The following is a 16465-nucleotide window of genomic DNA, read 5'->3' as shown; positions in this document are numbered from 1 at the left end:
GTAATACATATAACTAAGTGGTTAAGGGATAACAATGCAAAATGGCGTGATGAAGGCTTGGTTAGAGTCTTCTCATTTGGCTGGCGCCAATGCAACTTACGTAGAAGACCTCTACGAACTGTACCTCAGTGACCCCGAGTCTGTAGATAGCGAATGGCAAGCAGTGTTTAATGAGCTGCCTGTTGTGAATGGCAACGCACCCGAGCAACCCCACTCAAGAGTTCGTGAATACTTCCGTAGGCTCGCCACCGAGACAGCGCATTTTAGTGCCTCAGTCAGTGATCCGGATGTCGATGCGAAACAGGTCAAAGTATTGCAGTTAATCAATGCTTACCGTTTCCGTGGACACCAACAAGCAACATTGGACCCATTAGGTATTTGGCAACGTGAACGCGTTCCAGATCTGGATCCATCTTTTCACTCTCTCAACGAAGAAGACTTCGAAGAGACCTTCAACGTAGGTTCTTTTGCCATTGGGCAAGAGAGCATGAAACTTGCCGACCTTTATGATGCTCTGAACAAAACCTATTGTGGTTCTGTCGGCGCAGAATATATGCACATTACTGACACAGACGAAAAACGTTGGATCCAACAGCGCTTAGAATCTGTTGTTGGCCAGCCTAAATTTTCAACCGACGAGAAAATGGCGTTGCTTGAAGAGTTAACAGCTGCAGAAGGCTTGGAGCGCTACTTAGGCGCGAAATTCCCTGGTGCAAAACGATTCTCTCTTGAAGGTGGCGATGCACTGATCCCAATGGTGAAGGAAATTATTCGCCAAGCTGGTACAAACGGTGTGCGTGAAGTCGTTGTTGGTATGGCCCACCGTGGTCGTCTGAACATGCTCGTCAACGTTCTGGGGAAAAAGCCTTCAGAGCTATTTGATGAGTTTGCGGGCAAACATGGTGAATCTTGGGGTACGGGCGACGTTAAGTACCACCAAGGCTTCTCTTGTGACTTTGCAACACCTGGTGGCGATGTTCACTTGGTGATGGCATTTAACCCTTCACACCTAGAAATTGTTAATCCAGTGGTTATCGGCTCTGTCCGAGCTCGTCAAGATCGCTTGGGCGATAAAGACGGTTCAACCGTATTGCCGATCACTATTCATGGTGACTCTGCGATTGCTGGTCAGGGTGTGGTGCAAGAAACGTTCAACATGTCACAGGCCCGAGGCTTTCGTGTTGGCGGTACCATTCGCATCGTTGTGAATAATCAAATTGGTTTTACGACGTCTAATCCGCACGACATGCGCTCTACGCAATATTGTACAGATATAGCGAAGATGGTTCAGGCTCCAATTCTGCATGTAAACGCAGATGATCCTGAAGCTGTCGCGTTTGTTTCTCGTTTAGCGTTGGATTATCGCAGTACCTTTAAGCGTGATGTTGTTATTGATTTGGTGTGCTATCGCCGCCATGGTCACAACGAAGCCGATGAGCCAAATGCAACTCAGCCACTGATGTACCAAAAAATCAAAAAACACCCAACACCGCGTAAAATCTACGCCGATGTTTTGGCCGATCAAAAGGTTGCCGATCTAGAGAAAGCGACGTACCTCATCAACGAATACCGTGATGCGCTTGATCGCGGTGAGCATGTTACGAAAGAATACCGCCCTATGGCGCTTCATTCGGTTGATTGGTCTCCGTATTTGGGTCATGACTGGACTATCGAGTGGGCGAATACCTTCGATATGAAACGATTGGTCGAGATTGGTCAGCGTCTCACGCAATATCCTGAAAGCCATAAGCTTCACAGCCGTGTCGAAAAGCTAAATAACGATCGTATTGCGATGGTTAACGGTGAAAAAGCACTGGACTGGGGTATGGCAGAAACACTGGCTTACGCGACTATTGTTGATGATGGAAAACGTATTCGTATCAGTGGGCAAGACGCAGGACGTGGAACTTTCTTCCACCGTCACTCTGTGTTGCACAATCAAACTGATGCAAGTACCTATATTCCACTTGCTAACGTTCATGATAAACAAGGTCCGTTCCAAGTGTTTGACTCGGTATTGTCTGAAGAGGCAGTGCTGGCATTTGAATACGGCTATGCAACGGCAGAACCGGGTGGCTTAACCTTGTGGGAAGCTCAGTTTGGTGACTTTGCAAACGGCGCCCAAGTGGTGATTGACCAATTTATTAGCTCTGGTGAGCAAAAGTGGGGCCGTATGTGTGGTCTGACTATGCTTCTGCCGCACGGCTACGAAGGTCAAGGCCCTGAGCACTCATCTGCACGTTTGGAACGCTACCTTCAGCTTTGTGCTGAACAAAACATGCAAGTGTGTGTGCCATCAACACCAGCGCAAATCTATCACATGATTCGTCGTCAAGTGTTTCGTCCAATGCGTCGTCCGCTGGTGGTCATGTCTCCTAAGTCGTTGCTGCGTCATCCGCTGTGTACATCGTCCTTGGATGAACTCGCGAATGGTAATTTCCAAGCAGCAATTGGTGAAGTGGATGATTTGGATGCCAATGCCGTGAAACGTGTCGTTATGTGTTCGGGTAAGGTGTACTACGACTTGCTTGAAACAAGACGCAAAGAAGAAATTAAAGACATCGCCATTGTGCGTATTGAGCAACTGTATCCGTTCCCGAAAGAGGACCTACAAGCGGTTATCAGTCAATATGTTAATGCCAAAGACTTTGTGTGGTGCCAAGAAGAGCCTCAAAATCAGGGCGCTTGGTATAGCAGTCAGCACAATTTCCGAATGGCAATTCCGGCGGATTCAACGCTGAGCTATGCGGGACGCGCTGCGTCTGCATCTCCTGCTGTTGGTTACATGTCTGTGCATTTAAAACAACAAAAAGCGTTGATTGAAGACGCTCTTACCCTGAATTAAGAACTAGAAAGCTAAGGAAATAAACGATATGACAATCGAAATTCTGGTTCCCGACCTACCCGAGTCTGTCGCAGATGCGACAGTGGCTACTTGGCACAAGAAGCCGGGCGACGTCGTAACACGCGACGAGGTTCTGGTGGATATTGAGACCGATAAAGTGGTTCTCGAAGTGCCAGCACCTGAAGATGGTGTGTTGGAAGCGATTATCGAAGTGGAAGGTGCGACGGTACTTTCTAAGCAACTGCTTGCAAAAATCAAAGCAGGTGCAGTTGCGGGTGAACCAACTCAAGATGTTCCTGTAGCTTCTGAGTCATCACCAGATAAACGCCATACCGCGTCTCTTACCGAAGAGCAGAACGATGCACTTAGCCCTGCAGTTCGTCGTCTTCTTGCAGAGAACAACGTTAACCCAGACCAAATCAAGGGTTCAGGTGTAGGCGGGCGTATTACGCGTGAAGACATCGATGCTTTCTTGAAAAATGGTGGCGCTAAAGCGGCTCCAGCACCTGCACAAGTGAAAGAAGAAACGCCAGCTCTAGGTCATCGCAGTGAAAAGCGTGTGCCTATGACGCGTCTTCGTAAGCGTGTTGCTGAACGTTTGCTTGAAGCAAAAAACAGTACCGCCATGCTGACAACCTTCAACGAAGTGAACATGAAACCTATCATGGACATTCGTAAGCAATACAAAGATGTGTTCGAAGAGCGTCATGGTATCCGCCTCGGTTTCATGTCTTTCTATGTAAAAGCCGTGGTTGAAGCGTTGAAACGCTACCCAGAAGTGAATGCATCAATTGACGGTGAAGAGATTGTTTACCACAACTTCTTTGATGTCAGCATGGCTGTTTCTACGCCACGCGGCTTGGTGACACCAGTACTGCGTGACTGTGATCGTCTTGGCTTGGCTGATGTTGAAAAAGGCATTAAAGAGCTAGCGCTTAAAGGTCGTGATGGCAAATTGACCGTTGATGATCTGACTGGCGGTAACTTCACTATCACCAACGGTGGTGTGTTTGGCTCGCTGATGTCGACACCGATCATCAACCCGCCTCAGGCTGCTATCCTTGGTATGCACAAGATCCAAGAACGCCCAATGGCGATTAACGGCAAAGTTGAAATCCTGCCAATGATGTACCTTGCTCTTTCTTATGACCACCGCCTGATTGACGGACGCGAGTCTGTTGGTTTCTTGGTGACGATTAAAGAGCTTTTAGAAGACCCAACGCGTTTGCTGCTTGACGTATAAGCAGTCCCGGCTTTAGTCGGTTTACAGGGGGCATGGTAGCCCCCTGTTTGGAAAGCAATTAGACCTATAATATGGAATTGACACGGATAGAACATCATGAATCTGCACGAATATCAGTCAAAACAGCTATTTGCTGAATATGGGCTGCCTGTATCCGAAGGGTACGCCTGTGACACTCCTCAAGAAGCAGCCGAAGCGGCTGACAAGATTGGCGGCGACAAATGGGTCGTTAAATGCCAAGTACATGCTGGTGGCCGCGGTAAAGCGGGCGGTGTGAAGCTTGTTAGCAACAAAGAAGAAATCAAAGCGTTTGCACATAACTGGCTGGGTAAAAACCTAGTGACTTATCAAACAGATGCTAACGGTCAACCTGTCAGCAAAATTTTGGTTGAAGAGTGCACAGATATTGCTAAAGAGCTGTATCTGGGTGCGGTTGTAGACCGTGGCACACGTCGCGTTGTTTTCATGGCATCTACTGAAGGTGGTGTGGAAATAGAAAAAGTGGCTGAAGAAACGCCAGAACTGATCCACAAAGCAGCTATTGATCCATTGGTTGGCCCTCAGCCATACCAAGGTCGTCAATTGGCCTTTAAGTTGGGTCTTCAAGGCGAGCAAATTAAGCAGTTCACCAAAATTTTCATGGGTATTGCTAAGCTGTTCATCGAGCGTGATGTTGCACTGGTAGAAGTTAACCCACTGGTCATTACAGACAAAGGCAACTTGCATTGTTTGGATGCCAAACTGACCATCGACAGCAACGCTGTTTATCGTCAGCCTAAAGTGCGTGAAATGCACGATCCAAGTCAAGACGATGCGCGTGAAGCGCATGCCGCTCAGTGGGAACTGAACTATGTCGCATTGGATGGCAGCATCGGCTGTATGGTTAATGGTGCAGGCCTAGCAATGGGCACGATGGACATCGTGAACTTGCACGGCGGTAGCCCAGCAAACTTCTTGGATGTTGGCGGCGGCGCGACCAAAGAGCGTGTTACTGAAGCATTCAAAATCATCTTGTCTGACGACAACGTGAAAGCCGTTCTGGTTAACATCTTCGGCGGTATTGTTCGCTGTGACCTGATTGCAGACGGCATCATTGGTGCAGTGGAAGAAGTGGGTGTCAAAGTCCCAGTTGTTGTTCGCCTTGAAGGTAACAATGCCGAACTTGGAACTCAAAAACTGGCCGATAGCGGCCTGAACATTATTGCTGCGACCTCACTGACTGAAGCAGCTGATAAAGTTGTTGCTGCAGCGGAGGGCAAATAATGTCTGTTTTGATCAATAAAGATACCAAAGTTATTTGCCAAGGTTTTACCGGTGGCCAAGGTACGTTCCACTCTGAGCAAGCGCTTGAGTACGGTACGCAAATGGTTGGTGGTGTATCTCCAGGTAAAGGTGGCACGACTCACCTAGGTTTACCTGTGTTCAACACGGTTGCAGAAGCAGTAGAAGCGACAGGCGCAACAGCGTCAGTTATCTACGTACCTGCACCATTTTGTAAAGATGCAATCCTTGAAGCGATTGATGCTGGTGTTGAGCTTATCGTGACCATCACAGAAGGCATTCCTACACTGGATATGCTGGAAGTAAAAGTTAAGTTAGACGAAGCTGGCGTTCGCATGATCGGTCCAAACTGCCCAGGCGTTATCACACCGGGTGAGTGTAAGATTGGCATCATGCCTGGTCATATTCACAAGCCAGGCAAAGTGGGTATTGTTTCACGTTCAGGTACGCTGACTTATGAAGCGGTTAAGCAAACCACTGACGAAGGTTTCGGCCAATCTACTTGTGTAGGTATTGGTGGTGACCCAATCCCAGGTTCAAACTTTATCGATATCCTTGAGATGTTTGAGAAAGATCCAGCGACGGAAGCGATTGTGATGATCGGTGAAATCGGTGGGACAGCGGAAGAAGAAGCAGCAGCTTACATTAAAGCTAACGTGACTAAACCAGTTGTTTCTTACATCGCAGGTGTGACCGCTCCTCCGGGTAAACGTATGGGCCATGCCGGTGCGATTATTTCTGGCGGTAAAGGTACAGCAGAAGACAAGTTTGCTGCACTGGAAGCTGCAGGTGTTAAGACTGTTAAGAGTCTTGCTGACATCGGTAAAGCGCTACGTGAAACCACGGGCTGGTAATACGGCAAGTAATTAGTTAATAAAAAGCCGCTCTCGTTGTAGAGCGGCTTTTTTTCGTCTGCATAGAATCAGTCGGGGGAATGGTTTGGCGCTATTCTGCTTGTTTGCGGAACTGGCTGATAAAAAACAATAGGCCCGCAACAACCACGACAGAGGGGCCTGCTGGTGTGTCTTGAAACCATGAAAGGGCAATACCACCCATCACTGCAATGACCCCGATTAGGCTTGCCAGAAATGCCATTTGTTCAGGGCTAACGGCGAATCGTCTTGCTGTCGCGGCAGGAATAATCATCAACGATGTAATAATCAGCGCACCAACAAACTTCATCGCAATAGCGATAACCAGACCTACCATTAACATCAAAATCAGTTTTAGGCGATCAACGTTGTAGCCATCGACGCGCGCCATGTCTTCATCTACGGTAATGGCCAGCAATGGACGCCAAAGCGAATATAGTGCGATAGAAACAAGGGTACAGCCACCTGCTATAAGCCCGAGATCGGCATAAGTGACAGAAAGCAGATCGCCGAATAGGTATGACATTAAATCAACCCGCAAGTCGTCAACAAAACTGATTGAGACTAAGCCTAACGACAATGAAGTATGCGCAATGATGCCAAGCAGGGTATCCGTAGATACACTGCTTTTTCTTTGCAATGCCACCAACAGGATAGCAATGGTTAAGCAACTTGCTATTAAGGCGAGATTTAGGCTCACTTGCAGCATAAAACCTAAGGCAAGGCCAAACAAAGAGGCATGAGCCAAGGTATCGCCGAAATAGGCCATCTTTCGCCAAACAACAAATGAGCCCAAAGGCCCAACGGCCGCTGCAATACACATGCCCGCCAACAGAGGGATGGCAAGAAATTCCAACATCTTAATGGTCTCCGTGCTTGCAAGGTCCGACAGGGTTGCCAGATAGGTCGTGGTCGTGGTTGTGATGGTGATGATAGAGCGCCAACTGTTCACTCTCTTGTCGACCAAAAAGCGCCACGTATTCAGGGTGAGTTGAAATGGCATCAGGCTCACCTGAGCAACATATGTGGTGTTGAAGGCAGATGACTTCATCTGTTTTTGCCATCACCAAATGCAAATCATGAGAAACCATTAAAATACCGCAGTGAAGGGTTTCTTTTAACTTGGCAATTAGGCTATACAGCTCGAGTTGTCCCGCCACGTCAACACCTTGGACAGGTTCATCAAGCACTAATAGGTCCGGCTTTTTCAACACAGCGCTTGCCAAAAGAACACGCTGCATTTCCCCTCCTGAAAGGGTATGCATATTGGCGTGCAGTAACTTCATAGCACCGACTAGGCTAAGTGCATCTTGAATCGATGCACTGGTTGCTTTAGGGCAAAGCTTGAGGAAGCGATCAACACGCAAAGGCAAACTTTCGTTTAGCCGAAGCTTTTGCGGAACATATCCGATTTTTAGCTGAGGCAGACGCTCAATCGTTCCTTCCGTGGGCGCATTGAGTCCAATCACGGTTTTCACCAGCGTAGACTTGCCTGCCCCATTTGGGCCAATTAGGGTAGTGATCTTATCGCGATAAAGAGAGAGCGAAATGCGATCTAGCACGCTCCTACCATCAAAGATGACCGAAACGTTATTTAGCGTAACCAAGGATGCGGACATAAATTGGACATGATGTTTAAATTGAAATGTTATAATATAACATTTCCTGTCGTATTAAAATGTTGGCCCCAAAACTCATGATAATCACCCGTTGCTTCCAAATTCTGACGATGTTATTTCTCGTCATTTCAATGTCAGCATATGCATCACAGCCTTCTATCGTGACAACGATTAAGCCACTCGGCTTGATTGCTCATGATATTGCAGGCGATCTAGCAACGGTTGATGTCCTGCTACCGGACAATGCTTCACCGCATGATTACGCATTAAAACCGTCTGACATAAAAAAACTTCGCGATGCAGATCTTGTGGTTTGGGTGGGTCCAGAGGTCGAACTATTTTTAGAAAAAGTGTTGAGTGGTCAGCCCAATACACTCAGGTTAATTACTTACGAAGGTATGCCTGTTCGCCATTATGGGGAAGACAGCCATGAGAAGCATGATGATCACGGCCATAGTCATGACGGGATTGATGGACACATTTGGCTTGGTCCAGACCAAAGCAAAGTGATTGCGAAAGCCATTAAAAACGCGCTTTCACAACGAGACCCCGCTCATGCGGCGGACTATCAGGCAAACTACGATAAATTCTTAGCGGAAGTGACTCAGGCGCAAACGAGAATTGCGAAAAGTCTTGATGCAAGTTCTTCCAAAGGCTATTTCTTGTTTCACGATGCTTATGGGTACTTTGAAAGTGCGTTTGGGCTTAAACCTGCTGGGCACCTGACCATTAACCCGGATAGAAAACCGGGTGCACGAACCTTGGTTTCCATTCGAAGTGCATTGATGGAAGATCAAGCACAGTGTGTGTTTTCAGAACCCCAGTTTAATCCGGGCTTGGTGAAGAGTGTGGTGAAAGGAACACAAGCAAAAATCGTATTGCTTGACCCGATGGCACAAGATATGTCGCTCGTTGATAACCACTATGTTGATTTCCTCAACGCCCTAGGTAAAAGCTACGCTGATTGTTTTTCGCTGTAAGCAATTTTCAGTAAGATAATTGAAGCGAAGCGGCAATTTTGTTTGCGATTTTAGGCGTTTGGACGCAAGGTCTGCGATTAGTTGCGAGAGTGATATGCATCGCATTGATGTTCTCGATCAACTTAAATGTCACTAAAAGCTGACAAGATGTGGCGAGATCAGAATAACGCTAAGTAAACGATGTTCTCACAGTATCAACGCTTTCTAACCAAATCGCTTATTATCTCCATTGTGTTGGTGATGCTTGCAACAGCACCAATCCGAGCTGTTGCATCGGCTGTTTTTTATGCATTTCCTTTAACTGGCGAGAAGCAATCTAACAATGTGGTTGATGTGGAGTACACGCCTAATTACGGAGTATGGTTGCTTGATAGCCATGGAAATGTCAGTTTCTATGATGGTGTTCACTACCATTCTCTTTCTCAGTTTTTACCGCTTCCGTCTTATCCCATCTCGCGTATTTCGGCGTTTGATGACTCGCTTTGGTTTATCGCCAATAGCGCTTTGTTTCGCTATGACATTGAATCGAATGCGTTAGAGATAATCCCCTTAGGGGAGGCTGAGTCAGTCACAGATATCGCGTCAGACCCACGCTATTTGTGGGTTTCTACCTCATCAAACTTGTTTCGAATTCCTTTCGCGACATCTTCAGCAGAAAATCTAGGACACATGCCTTTGGCGAGGTTATTTGAGAGCCAAAACAAGGTGATTGGTCTGAGTGAATCAGCATTAATCGATGTTCATACCGGCAAAAAGGTGTTTGCGTTAGCTGATAATGTTTCGGTGAAATCCGCCTATGAAAGTGAGGGTGCACTGTGGCTGGGTTCTCAACAGGGCCTTTTTCACGTTGTCGATGGGACAATATCGTCTCACTTTTTGAAAGATACCTCAGTGAATGTGGTTGAGGAAACCAGCGAAGGTCTGTGGGTCGGGACAGATAGCGGTCTTTATTTAGGTACATCGAGAAGCAATAACGCCATCCAGTTTGAGCACATTGATGGGGAGATTGATGATGCATACAGCTTATCGGGCGAACAGATCTTTGATATTGAGACTGGCCGATCAGGAGGCATTTGGTTATCGACAGAAAATGCGCTTAATTATCGTTCGCCAGCGGCACAAAGCGTTCATCGTTTCCCGTTACACGCAATGATGCCGGACTGGGGAGATGCAAGCATTTCGTCAATGGTGACCTTAGGTAATAAATACTATTTAAGTGCCAGAAACAAACTTGTTGCGCTAGATAAAGATCTCAAACCCACTAAGTCCGCCAAACTCAACCTTGTGATTGAAAGCATGAGTGCTTTAGATGACCGCCTATGGATAGCTTCTGCTTCTGGGTTAAGTGCGTTGGATCCTGACACCTTGCAACCTCTAGAAAACATGTCTCCTCCACGATTAGATAACGTATCGATTGACCATGTGATTGCAGACACTCACTCGTTATGGCTTGTTTCTGGCAAGCAGGTTTTTCGCTATTGGCCAGAAAGTAAAACGCTCATCGATTTTGGCTCCGATTGGTCGGATACGCCTTACACTCAACTGAATGCCGTACTTGACCTCGATAAACAGGGGACATGGTTGGGAACCAGTGAAGGTTTACTTTTCTATTTCGATGGTCAGTTTCAAACCAAATTAACGCGAGAAAAAATCGGTATCATAAAGTCTATCAGTATTGATGGCAGTGATAACCTTTGGATGCTGACGGAGCGCGGCGTATTTAAATACAGGATGGATGGCACAGTTGCACCCCAGCTCATATTCAACAGTGATATTGAGGCAAGGGCTAAATGTTTTGTATTGTCTGAGCATGCGGCCTTTATTGTGACCACAAAAGGCATTAACCGCATTGATTTAGCATCGTATCAACAGCACTACATCCAGGGAGGCAACCAGACCACTTCAGCGGCTTCGCTGCGCCATCTGTGTCAGATCGAGAATAAAGCAATGTTAATCGCAGGTGACTATGGGGTGTTTTCACTTTCCTTTGAGATGTTAGAAGCTCTATTTGAAGCGCCACTTCGGACTTCGTCTATTGGTTCGATATCGGTGAATGGCAGACCATGGAGGCTTGGTGGCACGAATCTGGACAATATCTCTTTGCCAAGCAAAGCTTCGCTGATGATAGACATTGGTAAGATGCCGTTCGGCAAGCACGAAAGCATTGAGTATCGGCTCGATGGCGTTAGCGATGATAATTGGCACACGACTAAAGATCAGCAACTTCTCTTTAGTGCGCTTGAGTCGGGCCGCTATACACTGATGATTAAAGAGCCCATCCAAGGGGGGCAGTCTTCTGAACGAACGTTGATTACGTTAAACGTGGCTGCCCCTTGGTATGAAAGACTTGGGTATGTATTGATCTTAATAATGGGTATGGGAATACTTGCTATTTGGTATTTCCGAAGAAAAACCGCCATTGTCAAAGCCCACAATGTTCAGCTTCGCCACACTGTTCACCAAAAAGTGATAGAGATAGATAGGCGTCAAATGCTTGCTAAAGGTTCTGATGGTCAAGGTGATGACACAGCGGATGATATCGTTAAAGCCCCATATATGCCCTCTAATGACGTCACTTTGGACACATCTCTGACCGGGGAGATATTCTCTGAAGAAGCAAGACAGACGGCGGAAGAGTCGAAGCAATGGAAAGAAAGGGCGTTAAGTGAAATTGCTATACATTTTCACAACCCTGATTACTCACCTACCGTATTGGCTAAAGCGCTCTTTATCTCAGAGCGAAGCTTGCAACGACGGTTTAAGACAGAGTTAGGTTATACCTTTAAAGAAGCATTAATCAGTGCAAGGCTAGCCAATGCTAAGCGCATGCTGTCTCAAGGCGATAAGATCACAAATGTAGCAGTAGCATGTGGGTTTAACGAACCGTCTTACTTTACCAAATCTTTCAAAGCAAAGTACGGATGTACGCCATCGCAGTTTCGGGAATTATGTGAGAGTGAGAAGGGGTAGGTAAACAAGGTGGAAAAAAAAGAGCGTGGTATAGCCGACTGACTATACCACGGGCGTCAAAGACACCTTCGCTTGCTGCCGGAGGTGTGTGGGAGTCCCTCACACCATCTGGAATTAACTTGAGTTCATTTAAACGGTTCTCCCTCCCTCGCACATAGTAATTTCCCGCCATTATTTCATTCCGATTAAAAAGCCATGTGTTTTTTGCACTGAGTCGAAGATTTCAAAGGGCAAAAAAAGCCATTTGGTGATTTTTTGACGAAATTAACAATCTTCTGCCAACGTTGCTGAAGAGAATTTTGTTTGATTAGTCGGGAATGGACGCATGAAACGGGATGGAATTTCACGTAGTTGACGTTATTTTTGACGGAATTAACGAGTTCGAGAAAGTGCGTTGCGTCTCTTAGCGAGCAAAGCGCCAATTTTGTTGATCAAAAACAACTTTATTTCTGCAACATTTTGCAATACTTTACCGCAAACGTTTATGATTCTCATTTAGGTTGTGATTATGAAGCTGTCGGAGCTAAAGCCGGGTTTAACGGGGCAGGTGCTGTCGTTATCAAACGTACCTTCTATCCCCCGAAAGAAATTGATGGCGATGGGATTGCTACCAGACACAGAGGTACGCATTATCCGCCTAGCGCCGATGGGTGACCCTATTCAAGTCCGCGTCCGTGGATGTGATATTGCGCTTCGAAAGAGTTTAGCCAGCCAGATTGAGGTAATAAGTCATGACAAGTAAGCAGTTACTTACTGTCGGTAACCCGAATTCCGGAAAAACTACGCTTTTTAACCGATTAACTGGTGGTCGACAGGAGATCGGTAACTGGGCGGGTGTCACCGTGGACAAAAAAACCGGCGCTGCATTGCTTGGTGATGAAAGCTGCGCACTCACCGATCTTCCGGGTATCTATACCCTAGATAATGCCGACGGTGAAAACAGCCTTGATGAGTCGATTGCCATCACGGCACTTTTCTCTCTTCCAAGCGATTTGATTGTCAATGTACTGGATGCCAGTTGTTTAGAGCGAAGCCTTTACCTCACGCTTCAGTTGCGTGAGCTAGGGCGACCGATGGTTGTCGTTTTGAATAAAATGGATGTGGTGGAGCAGCATGGTTTTCGTCTTGATACCGACGAGCTTGCTAGACTGCTTGGCTGTCAGGTCTTCACGGTTACCGCAACGAATCCGTCATCAGTCGACGCATTAAAGTGCTCTCTGGCTGAAAGCATTCGAACGCCATATGATAGCTCAGCACTGACTCTGGATTACGGCAATGACGTTGAATCTGCAATCGCTAAGCTGTCTGGAGGATTAAAGCAAGAAGCCGCAAACTACGAACGCGCAAAGTCTATTCGTCTGCTGGCAGGTGATCGCGTCTTGCTGAGTCAACTCTCTGCCGAGACCAAGATATTGCTTGATGAGGTTTCTCATCAACAACTAGATCAGACTGATGTTGATCTCGTTATTGCCAATGTGCGTTACTCGCGCGTGGCGCAGATTTGTCGTCTGTGTAAAAAGCAGGTCGTTCCACTTAAAGCTCGAATTACCGATGCTATCGATAATGTGGTGTTGAGCCGCTACTTTGGTTTACCCATCTTTTTCCTCATCATGTATCTGATGTTTATGTTTTCGATAAACATCGGTAGTGCATTTATCGATTTCTTTGACATCAGTACCGGCGCGATACTGGTCGACGGCGGGCACTACTTGCTTGACGAGCACCTTCCTGTTTGGCTTGTGACGATTCTTGCTGATGGGGTTGGCGGGGGTATTCAAACTGTGGCCACCTTTATCCCCGTCATTGCCTGTCTCTACCTGTTTATGTCTTTACTTGAAAGCTCAGGTTATATGGCTCGTGCCGCGTTTGTGCTAGATAAAGCGATGCAGAAAATTGGCTTGCCGGGCAAAGCATTTGTACCGTTGGTCTTAGGATTTGGCTGTAATGTGCCTGCGATCATGGCGACCCGTACTCTTGATCAAGAACGAGAACGCCGATTAGCAGCAGCAATGGCGCCATTTATGTCATGTGGCGCACGTCTACCTGTTTATGCGCTGTTTGCCGCCGCCTTTTTCCCAGAAAACGGACAAAACGTGGTGTTCTTGTTGTACCTGCTTGGCATTGCTATCGCCGTATTTACGGGCGTTGTACTGAGAAATACGCTATATCCAGGGGACAGTGATTCCTTCATGATGGAAATGCCGCGCTACGAATGGCCTCGTATCAAAGACGTGGTGTTGAAAACATGGCACAAACTCAAACGTTTTGTGTTGGGCGCGGGTAAAACCATTGTCGTCGTTGTGACGGTGTTGAGCTTTTTGAACTCGGTGGGGACAGACGGCTCATTTGGTCATCAAGATTCTGAACATTCTGTTTTATCAAAAGTTGCACAAGTCATCACACCTGTCTTTGCGCCTATTGGTATTCAAGAAGATAATTGGCCGGCGACGGTTGGGATTATCACTGGGATCTTTGCAAAAGAAGCGGTTGTCGGTACGCTCAATAATCTTTATTCGACACCAAGCGAAGCGGATACGTCAGACTATGATTTGCTAGCGAGTTTGCAAGAAGCGTTGGAAACCATTCCAGAGAATTTACTGGGGTTAAACTTTGCTGATCCGCTCGGAATAGACGTTGGTGATTTGCCCGATCAGCACGCAGTTGCCGAAGAACAAGAAGTCGATTTGAGTATCTTTGCTAACTTGAGTGTTCACTTTACAGCTGCCAGCGCATTTGCCTATTTGGTGTTTATCTTGCTCTATACACCTTGTGTGGCAGCCATGGGCGCCTATGTCCGTGAATTTGGTCGTCCGTTTGCGGTGTTTATTGCCAGTTGGACAATGCTACTTGCTGTGGTGTGTGCAACTATCGTTTATCAAGCCGCGATGTTAACGGAAACACCCGTCAAAAGTGGTATTTCCATTCTTGGCAGTGTGACCGTGATGGCAGTCGTGATTCATTTACTTCATCGCCATGCAAAACGTAATGCGGCAATGAATGCGGTGGCATTGTGATACTGACTGAATTGCGTGATTACGTGATTGCTAACCCCCAATGCAGTTTGACGGAATTGGCGGTACACTTTGGATTGTCGGAAGATGGTATCGACGCAATGTTGAGTGTGTGGGTCAAAAAAGGCCAGCTCAAAACCACGGTTTCCGATTCACGAAATGGCGTTGTTCGCCGGTATCAGTGGGTGTCGGATAAAGAGCTAGGCATTACTGTCATACAGTAAGTGGCTATCAGCTAGAGCGGGTAATCCGCTTATCAGATACACGTAGATACTAAAAAAGCGCGGTGATATTCACACCGCGCTTTTTCTATATTTCGATTGGCTATTTCGCGTTATCTATCAAGATAGATATTGGGCAGATGCGGGTTTCGATACAGACGGTTACGCTGCAATGAAATCGCTGATTTCACTTAAGTGTTGTCGCCATTGAAATGCCATAGCATCTTGATCTTCTTTGGTTCGAGCGATACCGGGTGTATTTCCCCATATAGGACCAGGCCAAGCACTGTCAGATTGAAAGCGGGCGATATGGTGAATATGAAGTTGTGGCACCATATTTCCGAGTGCGCCCATATTCAGCTTATCTGGGCGGGTAAGAAATTCCAGCTTTGCAGCAAGCAAGGATGATTCACGCATAAACTGTTGCTGATCAGCTTCACTCAGGTGATGCAGTTCGGTAACGCCTACCACTTTGGGTACCAGAATAAACCAAGGCCCAATATCTTCTTTGCTCAATAAAACACGACACAGCGAAAAATCTCCCAGCCATGTGGTATCTGCTTCCAAACGCGGATGTAACTCAAACGCCATTTTATTTTCTCTTTTTTCAAAAACTCATTCAAAGCTACTGGCAATTTTGAAAAATGTAAACCAATGACAGAGATTAAACTCTGTGATGATTAGATGAAATGGGTTTGCCTAATTGTCATGGAAAAATCACAAAACCCACTACAACTTGACCAATAGCGCGCCCTTTTTCTGATAAGGGTTTAGGCTAAAGAGAGAGTCACAATCAGAGCCAACATCGTGGGAGCGAGCATGGACTATATAGAAGTGCTGGACTTTTGGTTTGAGGATGCCGAGGCACCACAAACGCATGATTTGATAAAAGCGATGTGGTTTCATGGTGACGAGTGTACCGACCGTGTTATTCGTGAACGTTTTTTGCCTTACGTTAGCATGGCAGGGGAGGGTAAATTGTCACAGTGGCTAGAAACGCCTTTTGGCGCATTAGCGCAGATTATTTTGCTCGATCAATTCAGTCGCCGTATCTATCGAGGCTTAAGTGCTGCGTTTCGCTATGATGAGTTTGCGTTAGCACTTTGCAAGCGTGGGTTGGCGATTGGTCAGGACCAACAATTGCTGCCGATCCAGCGCGCGTTTTTCTATACGCCACTTCAGCACTCCGAGCACGCAGAAGATCAAGAAGAGGCGCTGTTTAGATTTAGTCAGCTATGTGAATCAGCAGACCAATCAGAGGCGGGCATGTTTGAGAACTTTTATCGACAAGCGCGGAATCATTTTGACATTATTCAGCGCTTTGGACGTTTCCCTCAACGCAATGCCTCTTTAGGTCGGCTATCGACGGAAAATGAGATGTTGTGGTTGGTTGAAGGAGGGGCGAAGTTGAATCAGTAGCCTC

Annotated in this window: 13 protein-coding genes; 10 read left to right on the top strand and 3 right to left on the bottom strand. The window is 46.7% G+C overall.

Going from position 1 to position 16465, the window contains the following annotated elements:
• The first annotated feature begins 34 nt into the window (after nt 1-34).
• The 4 genes from sucA (at nt 35) to sucD (ending at nt 6223) form a co-directional block, all read left to right on the top strand.
• Entirely contained in the window at nt 35-2845 is a 2811-nt protein-coding gene (gene sucA, locus AC3CIC_RS11150) for a 2-oxoglutarate dehydrogenase E1 component (protein WP_488514635.1), read from the top strand.
• A gap of 28 nt (nt 2846-2873) precedes the next feature.
• Nucleotides 2874-4088 carry a 2-oxoglutarate dehydrogenase complex dihydrolipoyllysine-residue succinyltransferase gene (gene odhB / locus AC3CIC_RS11145; protein WP_017005763.1) on the top strand — a complete coding sequence of 405 codons (1215 nt, stop codon included), beginning with the start codon at nt 2874-2876 and terminating at the stop codon, nt 4086-4088.
• Between the two features lie 96 nt (nt 4089-4184).
• Nucleotides 4185-5351, top strand: a complete 1167-nt coding sequence (gene sucC, locus AC3CIC_RS11140; RefSeq protein WP_016961085.1) for an ADP-forming succinate--CoA ligase subunit beta — start codon at nt 4185-4187, stop codon at nt 5349-5351.
• Entirely contained in the window at nt 5351-6223 is an 873-nt protein-coding gene (gene sucD, locus AC3CIC_RS11135) for a succinate--CoA ligase subunit alpha (RefSeq protein WP_016961086.1), read from the top strand. Before sucC ends, sucD begins: the two co-directional genes overlap by 1 nt.
• Nucleotides 6224-6314: 91 nt before the next feature.
• On the opposite strand, the gene znuB is transcribed toward sucD, so the two are convergent.
• Both znuB and znuC read right to left on the bottom strand, forming a co-directional pair.
• Nucleotides 6315-7100, bottom strand: a complete 786-nt coding sequence (gene znuB / locus AC3CIC_RS11130) for a zinc ABC transporter permease subunit ZnuB (RefSeq protein ID WP_016961087.1) — start codon at nt 7098-7100, stop codon at nt 6315-6317.
• Nucleotide 7101: 1 nt separating this feature from the next.
• Nucleotides 7102-7860 carry a zinc ABC transporter ATP-binding protein ZnuC gene (gene znuC, locus AC3CIC_RS11125; protein WP_026024165.1) on the bottom strand — a complete coding sequence of 253 codons (759 nt, stop codon included), beginning with the start codon at nt 7858-7860 and terminating at the stop codon, nt 7102-7104.
• A gap of 59 nt (nt 7861-7919) precedes the next feature.
• On the opposite strand from znuC, the gene znuA reads away from it, so the two are divergent.
• From znuA to AC3CIC_RS11100, 5 genes are all read left to right on the top strand, one after another.
• The gene (gene znuA, locus AC3CIC_RS11120) at nt 7920-8840 is read left to right on the top strand and encodes a zinc ABC transporter substrate-binding protein ZnuA (RefSeq protein WP_488514634.1); all 921 of its coding nucleotides are present in this window, start codon (nt 7920-7922) and stop codon (nt 8838-8840) included.
• Between the two features lie 240 nt (nt 8841-9080).
• Nucleotides 9081-11810: a helix-turn-helix domain-containing protein gene (locus AC3CIC_RS11115; protein WP_488514633.1), complete on the top strand. Its 2730-nt coding sequence runs from the start codon at nt 9081-9083 to the stop codon at nt 11808-11810.
• A 508-nt stretch (nt 11811-12318) separates the two neighbouring features.
• Nucleotides 12319-12552, top strand: a complete 234-nt coding sequence (locus AC3CIC_RS11110; RefSeq protein WP_371733152.1) for a FeoA family protein — start codon at nt 12319-12321, stop codon at nt 12550-12552.
• A complete protein-coding gene (gene feoB, locus AC3CIC_RS11105; RefSeq protein WP_488514632.1) occupies nt 12542-14824 on the top strand; it encodes a Fe(2+) transporter permease subunit FeoB in 2283 nt (760 codons plus the stop codon). Before AC3CIC_RS11110 ends, feoB begins: the two co-directional genes overlap by 11 nt.
• A complete protein-coding gene (locus tag AC3CIC_RS11100; protein WP_488514631.1) occupies nt 14821-15045 on the top strand; it encodes a FeoC-like transcriptional regulator in 225 nt (74 codons plus the stop codon). Before feoB ends, AC3CIC_RS11100 begins: the two co-directional genes overlap by 4 nt.
• A 159-nt stretch (nt 15046-15204) precedes the next feature.
• Here the strand turns inward: AC3CIC_RS11100 and AC3CIC_RS11095 are convergent, their stop codons facing one another.
• A complete protein-coding gene (locus tag AC3CIC_RS11095) occupies nt 15205-15633 on the bottom strand; it encodes an HIT domain-containing protein (protein ID WP_488514630.1) in 429 nt (142 codons plus the stop codon).
• A 228-nt stretch (nt 15634-15861) separates the two neighbouring features.
• On the opposite strand from AC3CIC_RS11095, the gene AC3CIC_RS11090 reads away from it, so the two are divergent.
• Complete coding sequence (locus AC3CIC_RS11090; RefSeq protein ID WP_394210509.1) at nt 15862-16461, top strand: DUF924 family protein; 600 nt, start codon at nt 15862-15864, stop codon at nt 16459-16461.
• The last annotated feature ends 4 nt before the right edge of the window (nt 16462-16465 follow it).

The organism is Enterovibrio sp. QJM3NY_24, assembly GCF_057786035.1.
The sequence above is the reverse complement of the archived record's forward strand: the minus strand, read 5'-3'. Positions and strand labels throughout refer to the sequence as shown.